Consider the following 20,893-nt stretch of genomic DNA (forward strand, 5'->3'; position numbering starts at 1 on the left):
CATGAAGGTCAAGGTACAGACCCTCGACGCAGCAGAAGCTGGCGATTTGGAGCTGAACGATGCCGTTTTCGGCCTCGAGCCCCGTGCCGACATTCTGCATCGCGTCGTCACCTGGCAGCTTGAAAAGCGCCGCGGCACCGCCCGTGCCACGCGCGAGCGCAGCGATGTCGCCCGCACCGGCAAGAAGTTCGGTCGCCAGAAGGGTGGCGGCACTGCCCGTCACGGCGATCGCCGTGCGCCGGTGTTCATCGGCGGTGGTAAGGCCCACGGTGCCCGCGTCCGTGACTTCAATCCCTCGCTGAACAAGAAGGTTCGCGCGCTGGGTCTGAAGATGGCGCTGTCGTCGAAGGTCAAGGCTGGTACGCTCACGATCATCGACAGCCTGGATGTTGCCGAAGGCAAGACCAAGGCGCTGGTCGCCAGCCTCGCCAAGCTGAACCTCAACAAGGTGCTGTTCATCGACGGCGACGCTGTGAACATCAGCTTTGCCAAGGCATCGGCCAACATTGTCGGCGTGGACCTGCTGCCGGCCGTCGGCGCCAATGTCTACGACATTTTGAAAGCTGACTCGCTGGTGCTCACGCGCGCTGCGGTCGAAAAGCTGGAGGCCCGTTTCAATGGCTAAAAAGCAAGCCGGAACCGTCGACAACCGTCATTATGACGTCGTCGTCGCGCCGCACATCACCGAAAAGTCGACGCTCCTGAGCGAAAACAACGCCGTGGTTTTCAAGGTCGCCAACAATGCGACCAAGCCGGAAATCAAGGCGGCTGTCGAAGCGCTGTTCGGCGTGACCGTCAAGGCGGTCAACACGCTGGTGCAGAAGGGCAAGACCAAGCGCTGGAAGGGCAAGCCCTACACGCGTTCGGACGTCAAGAAGGCGATCGTGACGCTGGCCGAAGGCCAGTCCATCGACGTCACCACCGGTATCTGAGGCGCGGACCATGGCACTCAAGCACTATAACCCGACCAGCCCCGCCCAGCGCGGCCTGATCCTGGTCGACAAGTCGAGCCTGCACAAAGGAAAGCCCGTCAAGGCGCTGACCGAAGGCAAGCGCAAGACCGGTGGCCGCAACAACAAGGGTCATGTGACCTCGCGCGGTATCGGCGGCGGTCACAAGCAGCGCTATCGTATTATCGATTTCAAGCGTCGCTTGTGGGATGTCGAAGGTACGGTCGAGCGTCTGGAATATGACCCGAACCGCACCGCCTTCATTGCGCTGGTCAACTATCCCGATGGCACCCAGGCTTATATCCTGGCGCCGCAGCGTCTTGCGCCCGGTGACAAGGTCATCGCGGGCAAGAAGACCGACGTGAAGCCGGGCAACGCGATGGAACTGGGTCAGATGCCGGTTGGCACGATCATCCACAACATCGAAATGAAGCCGGGCAAGGGCGGTCAGCTCTGCCGTTCGGCGGGCACCTACGCCCAGCTGGTCGGTCGCGATCGCGGCATGGTCATGGTTCGCCTGTCGTCGGGTGAACAGCGCTACATTCGTTCCGATTGCATGGGCACCATCGGCGCCGTCAGCAACCCGGACAATGGCAACACCAACCTCGCCAAGGCAGGCCGCAACCGTTGGAAGGGCATTCGTCCTCTGACCCGCGGTGTTGCCAAGAACCCGGTCGATCACCCGCATGGTGGTGGTGAAGGCCGGACCTCTGGCGGCCGTCATCCGGTCACGCCCTGGGGCAAGCCGACCAAGGGTGCTCGCACCCGCCACAACAAGGCGACGGATAAGATGATCATCCGTAGCCGCCACGCGAAGAAGAAGAGGTAAGCGAGATGGCTCGTTCCGTCTGGAAAGGTCCGTTCGTGGACCTCAGCCTTCTGAAGAAGGCGGAAGCCGCGCAGGACGCGGGTGGCCGTGCGCCGATCAAGACCTGGTCGCGTCGTTCCACCATCCTGCCGCAGTTCGTTGGTCTGACGTTCAACGTCTATAACGGCCGCAAGCATGTTCCGGTCTCCGTGAACGAGGAAATGGTGGGTCACAAGCTGGGCGAATTCGCTCCGACCCGCTTCTTCCCCGGCCACGCCGCCGACAAGAAGGGCAAGCGCTAATGAGCAAGGAAAAAGCTCCGCGTCGCGTCGCCGACAATGAAGCGCTGGCCGTTGGCACGCAGATCCGTGGTTCGGCCCAGAAGCTGAACCTGGTCGCCACGCTCATCCGCGGCCGCAAGGTCGAAGATGCGCTGAACATCCTCGCCTTCTCCAAGAAGGCGATGGCGGTCGACGTGCGCAAGGTGCTGGCTTCGGCCATCGCCAACGCAGAAAACAACCACAATCTGGACGTCGACGCGCTGGTCGTCGCGGAAGCATCGGTAGGCAAGGCGTTCACGCTCAAGCGCTTCCATGCCCGTGGCCGCGGCAAGTCGACCCGGATCCTCAAGCCTTACAGCCGCGTGCGCATCGTCGTGCGTGAAGCTGGCGAAGAAGCGGAGGCCTAAGCACATGGGTCACAAGAGCAATCCGATCGGTCTGCGTCTCCAGATCAACCGTACCTGGGACAGCCGCTGGTTCGCCGAAGGTGCCGACTATGGTCGTCTCCTGCTGGAAGATCTCAAGATCCGCCAGTTCATCTTCAAGACGTTGCCGCAGGCCGCGATCTCCAAGGTCGTGATCGAGCGTCCCGCCAAGCTGTGCCGCGTGTCGATCTATGCCGCCCGTCCGGGTGTCATCATCGGCAAGAAGGGTGCGGACATCGAGAAGCTTCGCAAGAAGCTGGGCGCGCTGACCTCGTCCGACGTGTCGCTGAACATCGTCGAAATCCGCAAGCCGGAAGTCGACAGCCGTCTCGTCGCGCAGGGCATTGCCGACCAGTTGGAACGCCGCGTTGCATTCCGTCGCGCGATGAAGCGTGCGGTGCAGTCGGCGCTGCGTCTGGGCGCTGAAGGCATCAAGATCACCTGTGGCGGCCGTTTGGGCGGCGCGGAAATCGCGCGCGTCGAATGGTATCGCGAAGGCCGCGTTCCGCTGCACACGCTGCGCGCGAACGTCGACTATGCCGAAGCCACCGCGCACACCGCCTATGGCGTGTGCGGGATCAAGGTGTGGATCTTCAAGGGCGAGATTCTCGGCCATGATCCGTTCGCGACCGACCGGCTCATGCTGGAGGCTCAGACCTCCGGCGTGCGCCCGGCGCGCTGATTTTGAATAGGGTATAGCGTCATGCTGCAACCGAAGAAAATGAAGTTCCGCAAGACCTTCAAGGGCCGGATCAAGGGCGATGCGAAGGGCGGCACTGCGCTGAACTTCGGCGCCTACGGCCTGAAGGCCATGGAGCCGGAACGGATCACCGCGCGCCAGATCGAAGCGGCTCGCCGTGCGATCACCCGTCACATCCGCCGCCAGGGCCGTCTGTGGATCCGCGTGTTCCCCGACGTTCCGGTGACGAAGAAGCCGGCTGAAGTCCGTCAGGGCAAGGGCAAGGGTTCGGTCGAATATTGGGCGGCTCGCGTCGCCCCCGGCCGCATCCTGTTCGAACTGGACGGCGTGCCCGGTCCGCTCGCAGCTGAGGCTTTCTCGCGTGCCGCGATGAAGCTGCCGATCAAGACGAAGGTTGTTGCCCGCCTCGGCGACACCTCGCATCTGGAGGGCTAAGGTCATGGCGAAAGTTGCTGATCTCAAGACCAAGACGGACGACGAGCTGTCGACCGAGCTGAACAACCTGAAGCGCGAGCAGTTCAACCTGCGTTTCCAGGCGGCCACCAACCAGCTGGAAAAGCCCAGCCGGGTCAAGGAAGTCCGCCGGTCGATCGCGCAGATCAAGACCCTGCAGACGGAGCGTAACAGCTCCGCTGCCAAGTAAAGGAACCACACGATGCCCAAGCGCGTGCTGACGGGAACTGTGGTTTCCGACAAGACCGACAAGACGGTGGTCGTTCGCGTGGAGCGCAAGGTTAAGCATGCGCTCTACGGCAAGATCATCCGCCGTTCGAAAAAATATCATGCCCATGACGAGGGCAATGTCTACAAGGAAGGCGAGACGGTCCGCATCGAGGAAACCGCCCCGATTTCCAAGCTCAAGACCTGGAAGGTCATCGAGCGCGTGGACACCCACAAGTCGCCGGAAACGGCGGCCTGAGGGATAGGTCACCGACTCTTTGAGTTTAATTGCGACGCGGGGCTGGCCTTTTCGTTCAGAAGAGGTTACAGGCCCGCGCTTCGCGTATGACTCACAGGGTCCAGGCACGAAATTCGGAACCGCCGGAATTTTTCCGGTAGGCCAAATAAGAAGGAACCGGATCCATGATCCAGATGCAATCCAATCTTGACGTCGCGGACAATAGCGGCGCCAAGCGCGTCCAGTGCATCAAGGTGCTGGGCGGGTCGAAGCGGCGCTTCGCTGGCGTGGGCGACATCATCGTCGTCTCCGTCAAGGAAGCGGCTCCGCGCGGCAAGGTCAAGAAGGGCGACGTTCATCGCGCCGTCATCGTGCGTACGGCCAAGGACATTCGGCGCGCCGATGGTTCGGTCATCCGTTTCGACGGTAACGCCGCTGTGCTGATCAACAAGAACGAGGAGCCGATCGGCACCCGTATCTTTGGCCCCGTGGTTCGTGAACTGCGTGCCAAGAAGCACATGAAGATCATCAGCCTAGCCCCTGAGGTGCTGTAATGAGCGCTGCTAAGATCAAGAAGGGTGACAAGATCGTCGTCCTGGCTGGCAAGGACAAGGGCCGTACCGGCGCTGTCCTTCAGGTGATGCCCAAGGACGACAAGGTCCTGGTCGAAGGCATCAACGTGCATGCGAAGCATCGCAAGCCCGACCAGTCGAACCCGCAGGGCGGCATCGAGCGCAAGCCTGCGCCGCTCCACATCTCGAACGTGGCGGTCGCCGACAAGGACGGCAAGCCGACCCGCGTTCGTTTCGAGGAGCGCGACGGCAAGAAGGTTCGCGTCGCCGTCAAGTCCGGTGAGGTGCTGTAATGGCCGACAAATATATTCCGCGCTCCAAGGCGCTCTATGACGCTGAAATCGCCAAGGCGATGACCGCCAAGTTCGGTTACAAGAACGTCATGGAAGTCCCCAGGATCGAAAAGATCACGCTCAACATGGGCGTGGGCGAAGCGACCCAGGACAAGAAGAAGGTCACCCAGGCCGCCGAGGAAATGGAACTGATCGCTGGCCAGAAGCCGGTCATCACCAAGGCGAGGAAGTCGATCGCGCAGTTCAAGCTGCGTGAAGGCATGCCGATCGGTGCCAAGGTCACGCTGCGCCGCGAGCGCATGTATGAATTCCTGGATCGTCTGATCAACATCGCGCTCCCCCGCGTGCGCGACTTCCGTGGTCTGAACCCCAAGAGCTTTGACGGCCGTGGCAACTATGCCTTCGGCATCAAGGAACAGATCATTTTCCCGGAGATCAGCTATGACCGCGTCGACAAGGTGCGCGGCATGGACATCATCGTGACCACCACCGCGAAGACGGACGACGAGGCGCGCGAGCTGCTGCGCCTGTTCGGTTTCCCCTTCCCGCAGGAAGAAGAGAAGCAGGCGGCTTAAAGTCCTTAGGGATTTTGGCCCCGCTTCTCTCCCAACGCATTAGCTAAGGAAGAGAACTTAAGTCATGGCGAAACTGAGTTCGATCAACAAGAATGAGCGTCGCAAGAAGCTGGTGAAGAAATATGCCGGCCGTTATGCAAAGCTCAAGGCGATCGCAAATGATACCAATGCTGACGACGGTGATCGTTTGATCGCGCGTCTGAAGATGGCGGAAATTCCCCGCAACGGTAACCCCACTCGCGTGCGTAACCGCTGCGAACTGACGGGTCGCCCGCGCGCCTATTACCGCAAATTCCGGCTCTGCCGTATTCAGCTGCGCGATCTGGCCAATAAGGGCCTGATCCCCGGCGTCACCAAGTCGAGCTGGTAAGGATATCATCTCATGGCATTGACCGATCCCCTGGGTGATATGCTCACCCGCATCCGCAACGGGCAGCAGGCGAAGAAGGACAGCGTTATGTCCCCCGCCTCCAAGCTGCGCGCCCGCGTTCTCGACGTGCTTCAGCGCGAAGGCTATATCCGCGGTTATTCCGAGGAAGCGCTTGGCGCCCATCCCGGCCTGCGCATCGAGCTGAAATATTTTGAGGGCCAGCCGGCCATCAAGCATGTTGCTCGCGTGTCCAAGCCTGGCCGCCGCGTCTATTCGGGTTCCAAGGAACTGCCGGTAGTGCGCAACGGCCTGGGCATCACCATTGTCTCGACGCCCCGCGGCGTTCTGTCCGACGCGGAAGCGCGCGAGCAGAATGTCGGCGGCGAAGTGCTGGCGGAGGTGTTCTAATGAGCCGCATCGGTAAAAAACCGGTCGCGATCCCCGTAGGGGTCACCGCGACGATCGAGGGCGGGCAGCTCTCGGTGAAGGGCCCCAAGGGCACCCTCGCCATGCCGCTGCGCGACGAGATCAGCTATACGTTGGAAAATGACGGCATTTCGGTGCAGCCTGCCAACAAGACCAAAGCGGCGCGCGCCTTCTGGGGTATGCAGCGTACGCTGGTCCAGAACCTGGTTACCGGTGTGACCGAAGGCTTCTCCAAGAAGCTGCTGATCACCGGCGTTGGCTACCGCGCCAACTCGCAGGGCAAGAACCTGAAGTTGCAGCTGGGCTACAGCCACGACGTCGATTACGCGATCCCCGAAGGGATCGAGATCAAGACCCCGGATAACACCACGGTCGAGATCATCGGTATCGACAAGCAGAAGGTCGGACAGGTTGCGGCCGAAATCCGTCGCTGGCGTAAGCCTGAGCCTTATAAGGGCAAGGGTATCAAGTACGACGGCGAATTCATCTTCCGCAAGGAAGGGAAGAAGAAGTAAGATGGCAAAGCTTTCCCTCTTCGCGCGGCGTCGTCGCCGCGTTCGCACCGCCCTTAAGGCCGTGTCGGGCAATCGTCCGCGTCTGAGCGTCCATCGTTCGGGCCGTCACATCTACGCCCAGGTCATTGACGACGCCGCCGGTACCACCGTCGCCGCCGCTTCGACCCTGGACAAGGACGTGCGCGGCAAGACCGGCGCAACCGCTGATGCGGCTGCCGATGTCGGCAAGCGCGTGGCGGAAGCCGCGACCAAGGCTGGCGTCACCCGCGTCGTGTTCGATCGCGGCGGTTTCCTTTTCCATGGCCGCGTCAAGGCGCTGGCCGATGCGGCCCGTGAAGCCGGGCTGGAGTTCTGAGCATGGCAGACGAAAACACCATTGAAGTCGCTGCGCCCGTCGACGGCGCGGACGCTGCACCGACCGAAGGTCGCGGCCCCGGCCGTGGCGGTCGTGGCAACCGTGGCGGTGGCGGTGATCGCAACCGTGGCGATCGCGGCGGCCGTGGCCGTCGTGACGATCGTCGTGGCGGCAACCGCGACGAAGATCAGGGCGAAGAACTGATCGAGAAGCTGGTTCACATCAACCGCGTCAGCAAGACCGTCAAGGGCGGCAAGCGCTTCGGTTTCGCGGCTCTGGTCGTCGTTGGCGATGGCAAGGGTCGTGCGGGCTTCGGCCATGGCAAGGCGCGCGAAGTGCCTGAAGCGATCAGCAAGGCGACCGCCGCTGCCAAGAAGGCAATGGTTCGCGTTCCGCTCAAGGAAGGCCGCACGCTGCATCATGATGGCCTTGGCCATTTCGGTGCGGGTAAGGTGACCGTCCGTTCGGCTCCGGCCGGTACGGGTATCATCGCCGGTGGTCCGATGCGCGCCGTGTTCGAAAGCCTGGGCGTTGCGGACGTCGTGACCAAGTCCAACGGCACGTCGAACCCCTATAACATGATCCGGGCGACCTTTGCGGCGCTGGGCGAACAGACCAGCCCCAAATCGGTGGCGCAGCGCCGCGGCAAGAAGGTCGCCGACCTGCTTCGTCGTGGTGGCGCCTCGGTCGAGTTGGCTGCCGCCGACGCCGAAGCGATTGCGGAGTAAGCGATATGGCCAAGATCAAGATCAAGCAGATCGGTTCGCCGATCCGCCGTCCCGCCGACCAGAAGAAGATTCTGATCGGCCTGGGCCTGGGCAAGATGCACCGCGTGGTGGAACTGGAAGACACAGCGGAAGTTCGCGGTGCCATCCGCAAGCTGCCCCACATGGTACAGGTGGTCGAGGGCTAACAGCCCTTCGATCCGACGATATGATGCGGAAGAGGGGGAAACCCCTCTTTCGTTTTTTCCAAGGGTGGGCTATCGGCCCGGCCTCTTTGGTCCCCATCGGGGGACAGCGCGAACATAGCGAAAGCGAGTGCACGATATGAAACTCAATGACATCCGTGACAATGATGGCGCCCGCAAGGGCCGTATGCGCGTCGGACGCGGCATCGGTTCGGGCAAGGGCAAGACCGCCGGTCGCGGCCAGAAGGGCGCCAAGGCGCGTTCGGGCGTTGCCATCAACGGTTTCGAAGGCGGCCAGATGCCGCTCCACATGCGCATCCCGAAGCGCGGCTTCAACAACATCTTCGCGAACGATTATGCGATCGTGAACCTGGGTGCCGTGCAGAAGGCGATCGATGCTGGCAAGCTGGATGCCAATGCAACCATCGACCATGCCGCGCTCAAGGCAGCCGCGCTCGCCCGTGGCGGCAAGGATGGCGTCCGTCTGCTCGCCAAGGGTGAATTGACCGCCAAGGTCAGCTTCCTGGTCGCCGGCGCGTCCAAGGGCGCGGTGGAAGCCGTCGAAAAGGCCGGTGGCAAGGTCGAGGTGATCGAAGTGGTCGCCGCAGCCGACAAGGCGAAGGCCAAGAAGGGCACTGCGCTCGCCGCTGCCAAGGCTGCGCGGAAGGCGTAATTCGCCGTCCCAGACTTGCATGTATGGCCCCGCTGCCCGATATGGGTTGGCGGGGCTGTGCGTATCTGGGGGGGTATTTTGTCGCTTGCGCGGCAACTCCCTGTTCGACACGGCTAACCCGTCCCGCTAAGGGATGAGCGATTCCGCTCCGGGGCCTTGATGCTCCGGCACGCATGATTTGAAGGGCAGCCACCATGGCATCGAGAGCCGACCAGCTCGCATCCAATCTCAGCCTCGCGAAGTTCAGCCAGGCGACCGACCTCAAGAAGCGCCTGTGGTTTACGCTTGGCGCGCTGATCGTGTTCCGTTTCCTCAGCTTCGTGCCGCTGCCCGGCGTCGATCCGACCGCCTTGTCGCAGCTCTACAGCCAGACGCAGGGCGGCATCCTCGACATTTTCAACACCTTCTCCGGTGGCAGCCTGTCGCGCATGAGCCTGATCGCGCTCGGCGTCATGCCCTACATCACCGCATCGATCGTGGTGCAGCTTGGCGCGTCGCTCTCGCCCAAGCTGGCGGCGATCAAGAAGGAAGGTGAGAGCGGGCGCAAGAAGCTCAACCAATATACCCGCTATGGCACGGTCGGCCTGACCGCGGTCCAGGGCTATTTCATTGCGGTCGGGCTTGAAGGCTTCGGCGCGCAGTCGGGCGTCGCCGCGGTGATCGAACCGGGCATGCTGTTCCGCCTGACCGCCGTTGTCTCGCTGATCGGCGGCACCATGTTCCTGATGTGGCTGGGTGAACAGATCACTTCGCGCGGCATCGGCAATGGCGTGTCGCTCATCATCATGGCGGGCATCGTCGCCCAGTTGCCGGTGACGTTGAGCAACCTGTTCAAATCGGGCAGCGAAGGCACGATTTCCGGCCTGCTGATCTTCCTGATCATGGTAATGGCTGTCGGCCTCGTCCTTTTGATCTGCTTCATGGAGCGGGCCCAGCGCCGCGTACTAATCCAATATCCCAAGCGCCAGACCCGGCAGGGGCTGATGCAGGCGGATCGCAGCCATCTGCCCTTGAAGGTCAACACCGCCGGTGTGATCCCGCCGATCTTCGCCAGCTCGCTGCTGCTGATGCCGCTGACCATCTCGCAATTTGCGGGTCAAACCGTCGCGGGTGAGAGCAGGCTGGGCGACTTCGTGCTAACGCTGAACCAGTATCTGTCGCATGGCAGCCCGGTCTACATGGCGCTGTACGGGCTTGGTATCGTGTTCTTCTGCTTCTTCTACACCGCCGTGGTGTTCAATCCGGAAGAGACGGCGGACAATCTCAAGCGCAACGGCGGCTTCATTCCCGGCATCCGTCCGGGCAAGAATACCGAAAATTATCTCGACTATGTGCTGACGCGCATCACGGTGATCGGCGCGGCCTATCTGGCGTTCATCTGCCTCGTGCCTGAATTCGCCATCGCCCGGGCGGGAATTCCATTCTACCTTGGTGGGACTAGCCTGTTGATCGTCGTCAATGTTACGGTCGATACGGTGACCCAGATTCAAAGCCATCTGCTCGCCCATCAATATGGGGATCTGATCAAGAAGGCGAAGCTGAAAGGCCGTATGCGCTAATTGGCGCAGACCGGCTCAGGGCGCACAACAGGGGAGAATGCGCGCAATGAATATCATTCTGCTTGGCCCTCCGGGTGCTGGCAAGGGGACGCAGGCCAGCCGTCTGGTCGATAGCCGTGGCATGGTCCAGCTGTCGACCGGCGACATGCTGCGCGCTGCGGTCAAGGCGGGAACGCCCGTAGGCCTGCAGGCCAAGGCGCTGATGGAATCGGGCGCACTCGTGCCTGACGAAGTCGTGTCCGGTATTATCGGCGAGGCGCTGGACGCGCTTTCCTCCGACACCGGTGTCATCTTCGATGGCTATCCGCGGACAGAGGCGCAGGCGCATTCGCTCGATACCATCCTGGAACAGCGCGGCCGTTCGCTCGATCATGTCGTCGAACTGGAAGTCGACGAAGACGCGCTGGTCGAACGCATTACCGGCCGCTTCACCTGCGCCAGCTGCGGGGAAGGCTATCACGACACGTTCAAGAAGCCCAAGGTCGAAGGCGTCTGTGACAAATGCGGCGGCACGGAATTCAAGCGTCGTCCCGACGACAATGAAGAAACCGTCCGCACCCGCATGGCCGAATATCGTGCCAAGACGGCGCCGATCCTGCCAATCTATGAAGCGCGTGGCATCGTGTCGCGTGTCGATGGCATGGCGGATATGGACGATGTGAGCGTTGCGATCGCTGCCATCTTGGACGGCGGCGCAGCCTGAGCTAGATTGCCCTCCGCACGCGACGGGGGGAGGGCATCATGCGCATCATCGGACTTTTGCTATGGGCTGGTGCGGCGATGGCCGCGCCGGCCCATAGCGCTGTTACAGCGACCAGCGACATCGGCTTTGCAACGCAAAGCAGCGTGGAGATCGCGGCGAAACCTGGCGCTGTCTATGCGTTGCTGGCAATGCCCGGTCGCTGGTGGAGTGACAGTCACACCTATAGCGGCGATTCGGCCAATATGGTCCTGGACCCGCGCGCCGGTGGTTGCTTTTGCGAAGCCCTGCCCAATCCGTCCGGCAAGCCCGGCAGCGTTGAACATGGGCGGGTCATCTATGCCGTGCCCGACAAGCAGTTGCGCCTGTCCGCCGCGCTGGGACCGCTTCAGAGCGAAGGCGTCGCTGGCACGCTCGATGTCACGATCAAGCCGTCGGGCAAGGGTGTTCGCGTCACGATGACCTATGTCGTCGGCGGCTATCTGCGCGCCGGTGCAGCCACGCTTGCTCCATTGGTTGATCAGGTCCTGAACGAGCAATTACAGGGCCTGAAACGTGCGGCGGAGGCACATTGACCGATCGACTGGTGCGATCTGGCAAAAAATCAGCAACAAAAGAGGGTTAAGACGCTCTAGTTAACCACGATGTTAACGGATTTATTGCTGTCTTGTTGCTATAGCGCGGCATGGCCGGATCGCCTTCCTCCCGTACTCGCCTGACCGAGTTGGACGCTTTGCGCGGCATCGGGGCGTTGTGCGTGCTGATTTTCCATTATTCCACTCGCTTCCACGAGCTGTTTCCGCAGGCCAGCCATGTCCCTTTCAGCTTCCCCGGCGGCAATTACCGGGTGTTGCTGTTCTTCACCATTTCGGGCTTCGCGATCTTCTTCACGCTCGACCGGATCGGGTCGGTCGCCGATTTTGTCGTCAACCGCTTTGCGCGCCTTTACCCTGCCTATATCGTCGCCATGCTGCTGACGCTGGGCATCGAATATCTGGCGCATGCGACCCAGTTGCTGGTCGGTCCGGTGGCGATCCTCGCCAACTTTACCATGTTGCAGGGCTTTGCGTTCATGCCCGAAGTCGACGGGGCCTATTGGACGCTGACCGTGGAAATCGGCTTCTATGTCTGCATGATCGCGCTGTGGCGCTTTGCTGGCCTCAAGCGGCTTGAACCCATGCTGGCGGCGTGGCTGGCCATACGCTGGCTCTATTTCGCCTGGCCCGACATGCCCGAACGCATCATCATGCTGCTGGTGCTGCGCTATCTGCCTTTCTTCGTCATCGGCATGTTGTCCTATCGGGTATGGGCCGGGCAGCGCAGTTGGCGGCAGCAGACGCCTTATATGCTTCTGGGGCTCGCCTCCGTGGCGACGATCGAGACCTGGGACGTGACCATCGTCGCCTGCGTCTTGATCCTAACCTTCGCAGCGTTGATCGCGGGACGGTTGCGCTTTCTCAGCTTGCGCCCGCTCGTCTGGCTGGGCGGGATCAGCTATTCCTTTTACCTCATCCATCAGCATGTCGGTTTCATCGTCATGCTGGAGGTTGCCAAGGCCGGCTATAGCCCCTGGGTCGGCTTCTTCGCCGCCTTCGCGGTAGCGTTGCTGCTGGGAACGGCGATCAATCGCGCGGTCGAACGGCCAGCGGGGGAGACGATATTGCGCTGGTGGAAGCGTCGGCGCGCGGGGCCGGCTGTCGCCATCGTTCCGGCCTGATAAAGGGCGCAGCCGGACAGACCGGCCGCGCCCCTCCTGATCCTATCGTGCGACAGGTGCTGCCGCAGCCGCATTTTCCGGCAACCCGCCCATCTGCGTCACCATCTTGGTATAGGCGTCCAGATAGGCGAGCACGATGACCTGACCGATATCGGTATTCTGGTAGCCGCCGCCGCCGACCGCAGCCAGGCCGCCCATCCAGCCCAGTCCGCCACCGCCGCCAAAGCTGAGGTCCGATTTGCGGAAATAGCCTTCCGCCATCACTTCCTCTTCGGTCGTGCGTGCATTGACGACCGACAGCATGACGTTGGCTTCGCTCTTCTTGATCGATATGCCGCCCAGCAGCGCGCCGCCGACCCGGCCGCCCAGCATCCCGCCGAGCATTCCGCCAAAGGCATTGCCGCCGCTATTCTTGTTGGTGGTCACGATGTCGGGCTGGATGAAATAATCCGCCGCCTTGACCTGACCCTTGCCCAGATTGCTGCCCGCCTGCAATTCGCCCGAATCCGCCATGGCGCGTTCCAGATTGCGGCTGGCCATCGACCGGCCGCGATTGACCAGGCCAAAGCAGCCGGACTGCTGGACGAACAGTTTGATTATCGCTTCCGGGCTGCCCAGGCTCAGTTCGCGCCACCACTGATTGTCCGGCTCGACGATTGCGACGGTGCCGAGGCGCTTGGTGCAGCGGGGGATTTCCATCTGTTTTTTCGTCTGGGCCTGACGACCCGACGACCCCTTGTCAGCGGCAATGGCTTGCGGCGCGACCAGTGCCAGACAGACCGTAGCGGCTGTCAACGTCTTTAATACACGCATTTTCAAGAACCCCGTTTGTTGCTTGATCTGAATTTGTGCGCGCCCCGATATTTTCGCGCATCATATCATAGCGCCGTCATGCTTCCAAGCGGAGCGGGGTGGGGGTGACGGCCATTGTCATCTTATCGGACGGGGCTTTCGCGATCCTGCTGACAGGGCCGATGACACCTGCTATCGGCGCGCAATGACTGAGCTTAGCCACATCCGTAACTTTTCGATCATCGCCCATATCGACCATGGCAAGTCCACGCTGGCGGACCGGCTGATCCAGCGGACCGGCGGCCTGTCTGACCGCGAGATGAGCGCCCAAGTCCTTGATAACATGGACATTGAGAAGGAGCGCGGGATCACGATCAAGGCGCAGACGGTGCGCCTGGACTATGTCGCGAAAGATGGCCAGACCTATGAGCTGAACCTGATGGACACGCCGGGCCATGTCGACTTCGCCTATGAGGTCAGCCGTTCCCTTGCCGCGTGCGAGGGCGCGCTGCTGGTCGTGGACGCGGCGCAGGGCGTGGAAGCGCAGACTTTGGCCAATGTCTACCAGTCGATCGAGCATGATCATGAGATCGTGCCGGTGCTCAACAAGATCGACCTGCCCGCCGCGGAACCGGAAAAGGTGCGCAAGGAAATCGAGGATGTCATCGGCCTGGATGCGTCCGAAGCGGTGCTGGCCAGCGCCAAATCGGGCATCGGCATCGATGAAATTCTGGAAGCCATCGTCCAGAAAATCCCGCCGCCAAAGGGCGACCGCAACGCGCCGCTGGAGGCGATGCTGGTCGACAGCTGGTACGACCCCTATCTGGGCGTCGTCATCCTGGTCCGCGTCGTCAATGGCGTGATCAGGAAGGGGCAGGCGATCAAGTTCATGATCGGCGGCACCGAACATCTCATCGACCGCGTCGGTTGCATGCGGCCCAAGATCGAACAACTGCCCGAACTGGCGGCAGGCGAAATCGGCTTCATCACCGCGCAGATCAAGGAAATTGCCCAGACCCGCGTGGGCGACACCATCACCACGGTCAAAAATGGCGCAACCGCGCCGCTGCCGGGCTTTAAGGAAGTGCAGCCGGTGGTGTTTTGCGGCCTGTTCCCGGTCGATGCCAATGATTTCGACAAATTGCGCGACAGCATCAGCAAGCTGCGCCTGAACGACGCCAGCTTCAGCTTCGAAATGGAAAGCAGCGCGGCGCTGGGCTTCGGCTTCCGCTGCGGGTTCCTGGGCCTGCTCCATCTGGAAATCATTCAGGAACGGCTGACCCGCGAATATGATCTGGACCTGATCACCACGGCGCCGTCGGTGGTGTACAAGATCAAGCTGACCTATGGCGCGGGCGAGATCGAACTGCACAATCCCGCCGACATGCCCGACCCGACCAAGATCGACGAGATTGAGGAGCCGTGGATCGAGGCGATCATCTATTGCCCCGACGAATATCTGGGGTCCATCCTGAAACTGTGCCAGGACCGGCGCGGCATCCAGAAGAACCTCACCTATGTCGGCGGTCGCGCGCAGGTGACCTATGAATTGCCGCTCAACGAAGTGGTGTTCGACTTTTACGACCGCCTGAAGAGCATCAGCCGCGGCTATGCGAGCTTCGACTATCACCAGATCGGCTATCGCGAGGGCGACCTGGTCAAGATGAGCATCATGGTCAATTCAGAGCCGGTCGACGCGCTCAGCATGATCGTCCATCGCGGATCGGCGGAATCGCGCGGGCGCGGCATGTGCGAGCGCCTGAAAGACCTGATCCCCCGCCATTTGTTCAAAATCCCGATCCAGGCCGCGATCGGCGGCAAGGTGATCGCCCGCGAAACCATCGCCGCGATGCGCAAGGACGTGACCGCCAAATGCTATGGCGGCGACATCAGCCGCAAGAAGAAGCTGCTCGACAAGCAGAAGGAAGGCAAGAAGCGGATGCGCGAATATGGATCGGTCCAGATTCCGCAGGAAGCCTTCATCGCCGCGCTGCGGATGGGCGACGAGAACTGACCGACGCGCACGCCGCCCTGACCGGCCAACTGGACCGGATCGAGCGGGCGGCGGCGTTTCTGGCCAATGGCATGTCGCGCGGCCTGTGCCCCGACGCGGCGACACGGCGGCGCGGCGCGATGCCCGCCCGGCTGATCGGCAATGGCCTGCGCGAACTGGACCTGTTCCTGACCGACATGATTGTCGAGGCGCAGCGGATCGACCGGCTGGGCAAGGCGGCAGGGCGCGACCCCGGCATCCATCCGGGGCGGCGCATTTTCAGCGCGGCGGAAGCATGGCGACGGGTTGGCGGGCAATTGGGTCTGGCAGGCGTCGAGCGCGGGCGGCTGCGCACGATGCGCGCGGCGCAGAACCGGCATTGCTATGGCGGCTGGCGCGACGGGGATAGCGGCACGGCGATGCAGGCCGCCTGCGCCGACTATGCGCGACTGGCGCGGGATGTGCTGGCGGCGGTGCGGGGGAAGATGGGGTAGGGCGAGGTTGCGCCACTTTAAGCCATCCCTTATCATTTAACAGATGCGTGCAAGCGGACGCTATGGGCAAACGCTGCTCCATCAAGCTGGACACCCGCAACAACCCTGAATTCAGCAAAGTCCCATCCAACAATTTCAATCACTTGGCGCTCGAAAGGTCAAGAAATCAGAGGTATTTGCGGGTGCCCAGCTATCTACCGTAGAAATTACTTTGCCGACGGCATCAGGCGCGCGCGCCACTTGCCAAAAGAGTAGGCTGTATACGTCTATATCTCATGTCCCGCCCACCTTTAGTGCCCGTGCGAGTCCTGGATGAACTGAATAAGGACGCTCGGTAGCCGCACCGAGATTTGAAGGTATCTTTGGATTAAGGGTTACAGACGAGCGATCGCGGAAGGACCAGTGGACAAAATTTTCCAGCTTGTTTGCCGACATCTCATCGTACCCAATGACATTCATGCTATATAAGAATTGAAGAAACTGCTCAGGCGCTTCAGATAATTCTCTAATGGTAGGTTTTTTGGAGCCAACGCTCAGGCTATATTCGCGAAAGGCGTCTTGAAAATCTCGCCATGAGAAACGGCTTTTACCACCAAGAAATCGGAAAAATCCTGTTATTTCGTCGAAGTCGGCATTGGCATGATAGAATGACAAGTAGTTCTTTACTTCTCCAAGGAGATATTCTGAATATTGTTGTTGGCAATTTTCGAAGTCTCTTTGAGAAAAACTTAAAGCATCGGGACGATGCTCATTAACGTACTCTTGCAAAATCAAGATGTAAGATATGACGTCGCGTGGTCTATAAAAGGAATACCGAAGAAATCCAATAAATGGATCGTCTATACGCTCGGCTATCCTTTTATTAGCTAGTGTATAATTGAAGTAGTGTGACCATGCTTGACCTAACGCAAGATCTTTCCCAGCATTCTGTTGTTTACCGAGTATGCCATCTACTAGCCGAAAAAGCCGAGATGTCTTGGCATCGCCGTATGTCGTTTTCCAGTCCAACTGGACGCCATTATCTCTGATCTTTGTATTGCTATTATGAAAGCCAATAGCTTCAAATATGTCTGGCCTCAAAAGAACAATAACTTTTAGCCTCCCTCTCGAATCTCTAAGCTCGACTTTGTACGATTAGGTAGTGAAGCATAGCGCTTGGGCCATACGTACGATGCGGGTTGTTGGAATATATTGCGGTTTCCGGCGGGGCGGGGAGTGTGAGTTAATGTCGCCGACCCAAAGTTGGAGTCGGATTGCGCCGATGGCGTCGCTAAATGTCAGGCTGGTTTTCCGATACCACGCGGCCGCATAGGGTGTACTGGTACTGTTGAGAAGATCACAGGCCCAGAGCGAGATGAGGCTGTATAATCCGAGCAGAGCCGGCGTGGTTCGCGCTATGGCTTTGTCGGTCCATTGGCGCTGTGTCTCGACACCCAGGTGCGCGCGGGTTTCGGCAAAGGTGACCTCGATCTGCCATCGGCGGACGTAGAGGGCGATTATCTCGGCGGGCTCGAGGCTGATGTCGGTACTGAAGAAGGCCTGCGGGCCGCGCTTTCCGTCAGGATCGCGAACCAGGACCCAGCGGACCGGCAAGACCGGAGTGCCGGGCCTGTACCATAAGGCGATGTCAGATGTGATCTCGAGCGTCTTGCCGTTGAGATGGCCATACCAGGCAGAGACGAGAATACTGGTCCAGCGTGTCGCCGGGTTGGCGAGCAGGGTCTTGAGTTTTGATAATGCTCGCCCTTTCTGCGCCGGTCGCCCCATCGTGCGTGCCGTTCGCCCCGCAGGCTGAGCAAACAAGTTGGCGTCGAGCCGCAGTCGGCTGATGAGTGTGGCCCGGCGGACGATCGCATGCGCCAGTTCGTGGACAGCAAAGCTGCTGTCGCCAATGAAAATGATCCGCCGACCCGGCAGCCAGCGAGACAGCTGCAGCGCGCCCTGCCGGGCCCAGTCCGTCAGCAATTTGTGACGACAGCCGCGTTGACGGTTCGATCGTTCCGAAGGAGCGAGCAACGTCAAGACTGGCAGTGCCTTGATCAGGCGGGTCCATGACACCGGGGTGAGCACCATGAAGCTGAGCCAGCGCAGTCCGCTGGCTTTGACGAAATGGCCGTGACTGGAGCGGACCGGGTCGCGGTAGATACCCCGTGCGGTGATCCGGCGCCCCCATCGCCGCTCAATGGTGTCGTCCATACCAATGACCACAGGACCATCGGGCACGAGCCGTTCGACCACAATGCCCAATAAACGCCTGGCAACGGCACGCGAACTCCAGCGGGCGCGATTGAGGATCTGGTGATAGGTTGCAAAGTTGGCAGCATCGGCTCGGCCGGTCACACGCAGGCAAGTCGTAACGGTCCGTTTGCCCGTGGCCAGTAGGCCGCCCATCACAAGAACAAGGACATGCTCCCAGCTGGGAGCCGTAAAGCAGGGACGCCATGCCTGCAGCCATTGGCGCAGGATCTGGGGGACGGGATCGCCGATAACGGCCTTGTTCTGGTCCAGCATTCCATGCTTCGAATCCTGACTGAAGCACGTTGCAACGCTTAGGCTGTTGCCATGCGGCGAGGTGACTCGAATATGCTGTGACCCGACGGCAGCTATGGATGCACCATGAAAGACGAGGAAATCATTCTGCGCATCGAGACGTTCGACGCGGCCAACGGCGGCGGCGTCGGATGGTATGAGGACAAGGGCGCTTACCATCTCTATCTGCTGGAAACCGAGGCACCGGTCGCCCGCCTCAAGCCTGTCGGCTCGCGCGACGAAGTCAGGCTCGGCTACTGGTCACACCGGCGGAAATGGGAAGATATCGACGATATGGGCGGATGCGTCTTGCCACTCGATCAAGCCCTCGACCACATCGCTGAAAACAGCATCTTCTGGACCTGGACCTGACCAAAAACGTACAAAGTCGAGCTTAGAGCCTGATTCAAAATTATCGGGCGTGATTTGATGGCCTTGCGATGCGGCGTGCGAAGAGCTGGATCGAGGCGATGAAGAGCCATGCGGTAGCCGATGCGATGGTCTGTTCAAAGTCCTTGGCGAGGCGGCGATTGCGGTTCAGCCAGGCGAGGGTTCGCTCGACGACCCAGCGTCGCGGGAGAATGACAAACCCCTTTGCGGCATCCGACCGTTTGACGATCTCGATGGTCCATTTGCCGATCCGGCGCAGCGCGTCCCTGAGTTTGTCACCGGCATAGCCACCATCGGCGAAGACATGGCGCAGCCACGGGAAGCGCCTGATGATCTCGGCCAGCACCAGCGGAGCGCCGTCACGGTCTTGGATGTCGGCGGTGTGGACTACGGCATGGACGAGATTGCCGTCGGTATCCGTCAGGATATGGCGCTTGCGCCCCTTTGTCTTCTTGCCCGCGTCATAACCCCGTGGCCCGCCGCTTTCCGTGGTTTTGACGCTCTGGCTGTCGATCACGCCGGCGCTGGGCGAGCCCTGGCGGCCTGCAGCTTCGCGCCCGATCAGCAGCAGGGTATGGTTTAACGACAACCACAGCCTGCTGTCCCGCCACAGATAGAACCAACGCCGCACCGTCGAGACCGGCGGAAAACACGGCGGAAGCATCCGCCACGGGAGGCCGCCACGCAACAGATACAGGATCGCCTCGACAATCCGCCTGAGCGGCCACTTGCGCGGACGCCCTACATGCGAGGGCGGCGGAAAGAACGGCTCGAGCAGCGCCCATTCGGCATCGGTCAAATCGCTTGGCAAAGCCAAGTCCGCACGGGCATACTGCGCCCGAGTGGTGTCGGTCCACATCGTTGATTTCCTTTGGTTTGTCGCAAAACCGCTGAATCAACGACAGGGCACGCCGTCAAGCTAACCCGCTGATACCACTCAACTTAATTTCGGATCAGGCTCTAATATTTGAGAAGAAATCTATGTTCAAGCTCCAAGCAGCGTTGGCAAGACCTTTGATACATTCCAAATATATTTCATACTCTATATCATCGGGACGAACATCGATACCGTCGATAAAAAGAATATGATCTTTTCCCAAATTCAAAGAGCTTATGGCTTCTTTAAATCTCTGTTCTATTGCGAAAAGGCTAGTCTGAAATCCATTGCCAGCAAATTTGACTGATACAGCTGATTTAGATCCAATCTTGGCAATTTTAGGCGCAGTTATTTCAGCATTTAATTCCGCATTTTCAATAAACTCAATTGCGTTAATTATTTCCGGAGCGAATGCCGTCTGATAATAATTTTCGATAACTGTTTTTAAGTTCGCAAACTTACTTGCCTGTAAAATAGCTCCGTCTTCGCTTCTTTGTATGTTGTCAGACATAAGTTGAAGAAGGATGACACGCCAAATATCTGTGTATCCAGATACCTGGAGATGCCCAAGGGCTTTTTGCTTGATGAATCTTTCGTAATCTGTGCCTGTGATGCTTCTAATAGTGGAGGAAGTATTTTTGTACTCTGAGTTGCTTAGCAGAGTAGCGTATGCAGTCTTCCCCGTGCCCTTCTCGCCCACTAGAAAATATCTCTTTGATTCCAGTACTTTATCGAGCACGCTATCCCGAAGAAATATTTTCGAAAGAAATTCTTTTTCTTGTCTGCCGCTAAAGTTAATTGCATCTATTGATCCGATATTTAAATCAGATATTTTTTTGAATGGTAGTGCCACGATGCTGCTCCTGTCATTCACATTCGTGTATGATGAAACTCACAAGTGCAAGTGGATTGAAGCCGCGCCGGTATCCGGCGTCATTTTTTACTGTCGCCGCATCGTACGTTAAAAGCTTGTGCAAGAGTGTCAGCTTCTTCGCCATTTTCGTATCTAAAGCGACCGTCTGCAATCGGCCAAAATGGAACGGGAAGAGAGCGACCAGCTGCCCCACCAAATCATTGGCGGGCAGCTGCAT

31 protein-coding genes and 1 pseudogene are annotated in these 20,893 nt (G+C 59.9%); 26 read left to right on the forward strand and 6 right to left on the reverse strand.

Features of this window, described 5'->3' with window-relative positions:
* The first annotated feature begins 1 nt into the window (after nt 1).
* From rplD to IWY39_RS14685, 23 genes are all read left to right on the forward strand, one after another.
* Complete coding sequence (gene rplD, locus IWY39_RS14575) at nt 2-625, forward strand: 50S ribosomal protein L4 (RefSeq protein ID WP_017184030.1); 624 nt, start codon at nt 2-4, stop codon at nt 623-625.
* Complete coding sequence (locus IWY39_RS14580; RefSeq protein ID WP_017184031.1) at nt 618-932, forward strand: 50S ribosomal protein L23; 315 nt, start codon at nt 618-620, stop codon at nt 930-932. Before rplD ends, IWY39_RS14580 begins: the two co-directional genes overlap by 8 nt.
* A gap of 10 nt (nt 933-942) precedes the next feature.
* On the forward strand, nt 943-1,779 hold the full coding sequence (rplB, locus tag IWY39_RS14585) for a 50S ribosomal protein L2 (protein ID WP_017184032.1): 837 nt from the start codon (nt 943-945) through the stop codon (nt 1,777-1,779).
* Between the two features lie 5 nt (nt 1,780-1,784).
* On the forward strand, nt 1,785-2,060 hold the full coding sequence (gene rpsS / locus IWY39_RS14590; RefSeq protein WP_017184033.1) for a 30S ribosomal protein S19: 276 nt from the start codon (nt 1,785-1,787) through the stop codon (nt 2,058-2,060).
* A complete protein-coding gene (rplV, locus tag IWY39_RS14595) occupies nt 2,060-2,446 on the forward strand; it encodes a 50S ribosomal protein L22 (RefSeq protein WP_006960310.1) in 387 nt (128 codons plus the stop codon). Before rpsS ends, rplV begins: the two co-directional genes overlap by 1 nt.
* Nucleotides 2,447-2,450: 4 nt before the next feature.
* Nucleotides 2,451-3,146, forward strand: a complete 696-nt coding sequence (gene rpsC, locus IWY39_RS14600; RefSeq protein ID WP_017184034.1) for a 30S ribosomal protein S3 — start codon at nt 2,451-2,453, stop codon at nt 3,144-3,146.
* A gap of 21 nt (nt 3,147-3,167) precedes the next feature.
* Nucleotides 3,168-3,599 carry a 50S ribosomal protein L16 gene (gene rplP / locus IWY39_RS14605; protein ID WP_006960313.1) on the forward strand — a complete coding sequence of 144 codons (432 nt, stop codon included), beginning with the start codon at nt 3,168-3,170 and terminating at the stop codon, nt 3,597-3,599.
* Between the two features lie 4 nt (nt 3,600-3,603).
* Nucleotides 3,604-3,807 (forward strand): 50S ribosomal protein L29, encoded by a 204-nt coding sequence (gene rpmC / locus IWY39_RS14610; RefSeq protein ID WP_006960315.1) that lies wholly within the window; start codon nt 3,604-3,606, stop codon nt 3,805-3,807.
* A 12-nt stretch (nt 3,808-3,819) separates the two neighbouring features.
* On the forward strand, nt 3,820-4,083 hold the full coding sequence (gene rpsQ, locus IWY39_RS14615) for a 30S ribosomal protein S17 (RefSeq protein ID WP_006960320.1): 264 nt from the start codon (nt 3,820-3,822) through the stop codon (nt 4,081-4,083).
* 164 nt (nt 4,084-4,247) lie between these two features.
* The gene (gene rplN, locus IWY39_RS14620) at nt 4,248-4,616 is read left to right on the forward strand and encodes a 50S ribosomal protein L14 (protein WP_006960322.1); all 369 of its coding nucleotides are present in this window, start codon (nt 4,248-4,250) and stop codon (nt 4,614-4,616) included.
* Nucleotides 4,616-4,927, forward strand: a complete 312-nt coding sequence (gene rplX / locus IWY39_RS14625; RefSeq protein ID WP_017184035.1) for a 50S ribosomal protein L24 — start codon at nt 4,616-4,618, stop codon at nt 4,925-4,927. The genes rplN and rplX overlap by 1 nt, the downstream gene beginning before the upstream one ends.
* Nucleotides 4,927-5,502, forward strand: coding sequence for a 50S ribosomal protein L5 (gene rplE, locus IWY39_RS14630; protein ID WP_017184036.1), 576 nt, complete (start codon nt 4,927-4,929; stop codon nt 5,500-5,502). Before rplX ends, rplE begins: the two co-directional genes overlap by 1 nt.
* Nucleotides 5,503-5,566: 64 nt before the next feature.
* Entirely contained in the window at nt 5,567-5,872 is a 306-nt protein-coding gene (gene rpsN, locus IWY39_RS14635; RefSeq protein WP_017184037.1) for a 30S ribosomal protein S14, read from the forward strand.
* Nucleotides 5,873-5,884: 12 nt separating this feature from the next.
* Entirely contained in the window at nt 5,885-6,280 is a 396-nt protein-coding gene (gene rpsH / locus IWY39_RS14640; protein ID WP_017184038.1) for a 30S ribosomal protein S8, read from the forward strand.
* On the forward strand, nt 6,280-6,813 hold the full coding sequence (gene rplF / locus IWY39_RS14645) for a 50S ribosomal protein L6 (protein ID WP_107125649.1): 534 nt from the start codon (nt 6,280-6,282) through the stop codon (nt 6,811-6,813). The genes rpsH and rplF overlap by 1 nt, the downstream gene beginning before the upstream one ends.
* A 1-nt stretch (nt 6,814) precedes the next feature.
* On the forward strand, nt 6,815-7,168 hold the full coding sequence (gene rplR, locus IWY39_RS14650) for a 50S ribosomal protein L18 (RefSeq protein ID WP_017184040.1): 354 nt from the start codon (nt 6,815-6,817) through the stop codon (nt 7,166-7,168).
* A 2-nt stretch (nt 7,169-7,170) separates the two neighbouring features.
* Nucleotides 7,171-7,896, forward strand: coding sequence for a 30S ribosomal protein S5 (gene rpsE, locus IWY39_RS14655; RefSeq protein WP_017184041.1), 726 nt, complete (start codon nt 7,171-7,173; stop codon nt 7,894-7,896).
* Nucleotides 7,897-7,901: 5 nt separating this feature from the next.
* Nucleotides 7,902-8,081, forward strand: a complete 180-nt coding sequence (rpmD, locus tag IWY39_RS14660; protein ID WP_006960339.1) for a 50S ribosomal protein L30 — start codon at nt 7,902-7,904, stop codon at nt 8,079-8,081.
* Nucleotides 8,082-8,217: 136 nt separating this feature from the next.
* A complete protein-coding gene (gene rplO, locus IWY39_RS14665; RefSeq protein WP_107125650.1) occupies nt 8,218-8,751 on the forward strand; it encodes a 50S ribosomal protein L15 in 534 nt (177 codons plus the stop codon).
* Nucleotides 8,752-8,945: 194 nt separating this feature from the next.
* Complete coding sequence (gene secY, locus IWY39_RS14670) at nt 8,946-10,310, forward strand: preprotein translocase subunit SecY (RefSeq protein WP_017184043.1); 1,365 nt, start codon at nt 8,946-8,948, stop codon at nt 10,308-10,310.
* 46 nt (nt 10,311-10,356) lie between these two features.
* Nucleotides 10,357-11,013, forward strand: coding sequence for an adenylate kinase (locus tag IWY39_RS14675; RefSeq protein ID WP_107125659.1), 657 nt, complete (start codon nt 10,357-10,359; stop codon nt 11,011-11,013).
* 38 nt (nt 11,014-11,051) lie between these two features.
* Nucleotides 11,052-11,585, forward strand: coding sequence for an SRPBCC family protein (locus tag IWY39_RS14680; protein ID WP_107125651.1), 534 nt, complete (start codon nt 11,052-11,054; stop codon nt 11,583-11,585).
* A 110-nt stretch (nt 11,586-11,695) separates the two neighbouring features.
* Nucleotides 11,696-12,727, forward strand: coding sequence for an acyltransferase family protein (locus IWY39_RS14685; RefSeq protein WP_107125652.1), 1,032 nt, complete (start codon nt 11,696-11,698; stop codon nt 12,725-12,727).
* 42 nt (nt 12,728-12,769) lie between these two features.
* Here IWY39_RS14685 and IWY39_RS14690 read toward each other — a convergent pair whose 3' ends face one another.
* Complete coding sequence (locus IWY39_RS14690; protein WP_026002559.1) at nt 12,770-13,540, reverse strand: CsgG/HfaB family protein; 771 nt, start codon at nt 13,538-13,540, stop codon at nt 12,770-12,772.
* 184 nt (nt 13,541-13,724) lie between these two features.
* Between IWY39_RS14690 and lepA the strand changes: the two genes are divergently transcribed.
* Nucleotides 13,725-15,533, forward strand: a complete 1,809-nt coding sequence (gene lepA, locus IWY39_RS14695; RefSeq protein ID WP_017184048.1) for a translation elongation factor 4 — start codon at nt 13,725-13,727, stop codon at nt 15,531-15,533.
* 71 nt (nt 15,534-15,604) lie between these two features.
* Nucleotides 15,605-16,006, forward strand: coding sequence for a hypothetical protein (locus IWY39_RS14700; RefSeq protein ID WP_107125653.1), 402 nt, complete (start codon nt 15,605-15,607; stop codon nt 16,004-16,006).
* Between the two features lie 273 nt (nt 16,007-16,279).
* On the opposite strand, the pseudogene IWY39_RS14705 reads toward IWY39_RS14700, so the two are convergent.
* Nucleotides 16,280-17,110: pseudogene (locus IWY39_RS14705) on the reverse strand (P-loop ATPase, Sll1717 family); the annotation flags it as partial.
* 30 nt (nt 17,111-17,140) lie between these two features.
* Nucleotides 17,141-18,517 (reverse strand): IS701 family transposase, encoded by a 1,377-nt coding sequence (locus tag IWY39_RS14710; RefSeq protein ID WP_196871309.1) that lies wholly within the window; start codon nt 18,515-18,517, stop codon nt 17,141-17,143.
* A 105-nt stretch (nt 18,518-18,622) separates the two neighbouring features.
* Here IWY39_RS14710 and IWY39_RS14715 point away from each other — a divergent pair, with 105 nt between their 5' ends.
* Nucleotides 18,623-18,907, forward strand: a complete 285-nt coding sequence (locus IWY39_RS14715; protein ID WP_196871310.1) for a hypothetical protein — start codon at nt 18,623-18,625, stop codon at nt 18,905-18,907.
* 40 nt (nt 18,908-18,947) lie between these two features.
* Here the strand turns inward: IWY39_RS14715 and IWY39_RS14720 are convergent, their stop codons facing one another.
* The 3 genes from IWY39_RS14720 to IWY39_RS14730 form a co-directional block, all read right to left on the reverse strand.
* Nucleotides 18,948-19,784, reverse strand: coding sequence for an IS5 family transposase (locus tag IWY39_RS14720; protein WP_107125139.1), 837 nt, complete (start codon nt 19,782-19,784; stop codon nt 18,948-18,950).
* Nucleotides 19,785-19,878: 94 nt separating this feature from the next.
* Nucleotides 19,879-20,655 carry a P-loop ATPase, Sll1717 family gene (locus IWY39_RS14725; RefSeq protein WP_145169959.1) on the reverse strand — a complete coding sequence of 259 codons (777 nt, stop codon included), beginning with the start codon at nt 20,653-20,655 and terminating at the stop codon, nt 19,879-19,881.
* A gap of 13 nt (nt 20,656-20,668) precedes the next feature.
* Nucleotides 20,669-20,893 carry a hypothetical protein gene (locus IWY39_RS14730; protein WP_107126595.1) on the reverse strand — a complete coding sequence of 75 codons (225 nt, stop codon included), beginning with the start codon at nt 20,891-20,893 and terminating at the stop codon, nt 20,669-20,671.

The sequence above is a fragment of the Sphingobium sp. JAI105 genome, assembly GCF_015752145.1.
GTDB classification, from domain to species: Bacteria; Pseudomonadota; Alphaproteobacteria; order Sphingomonadales; family Sphingomonadaceae; genus Sphingobium; species Sphingobium xenophagum.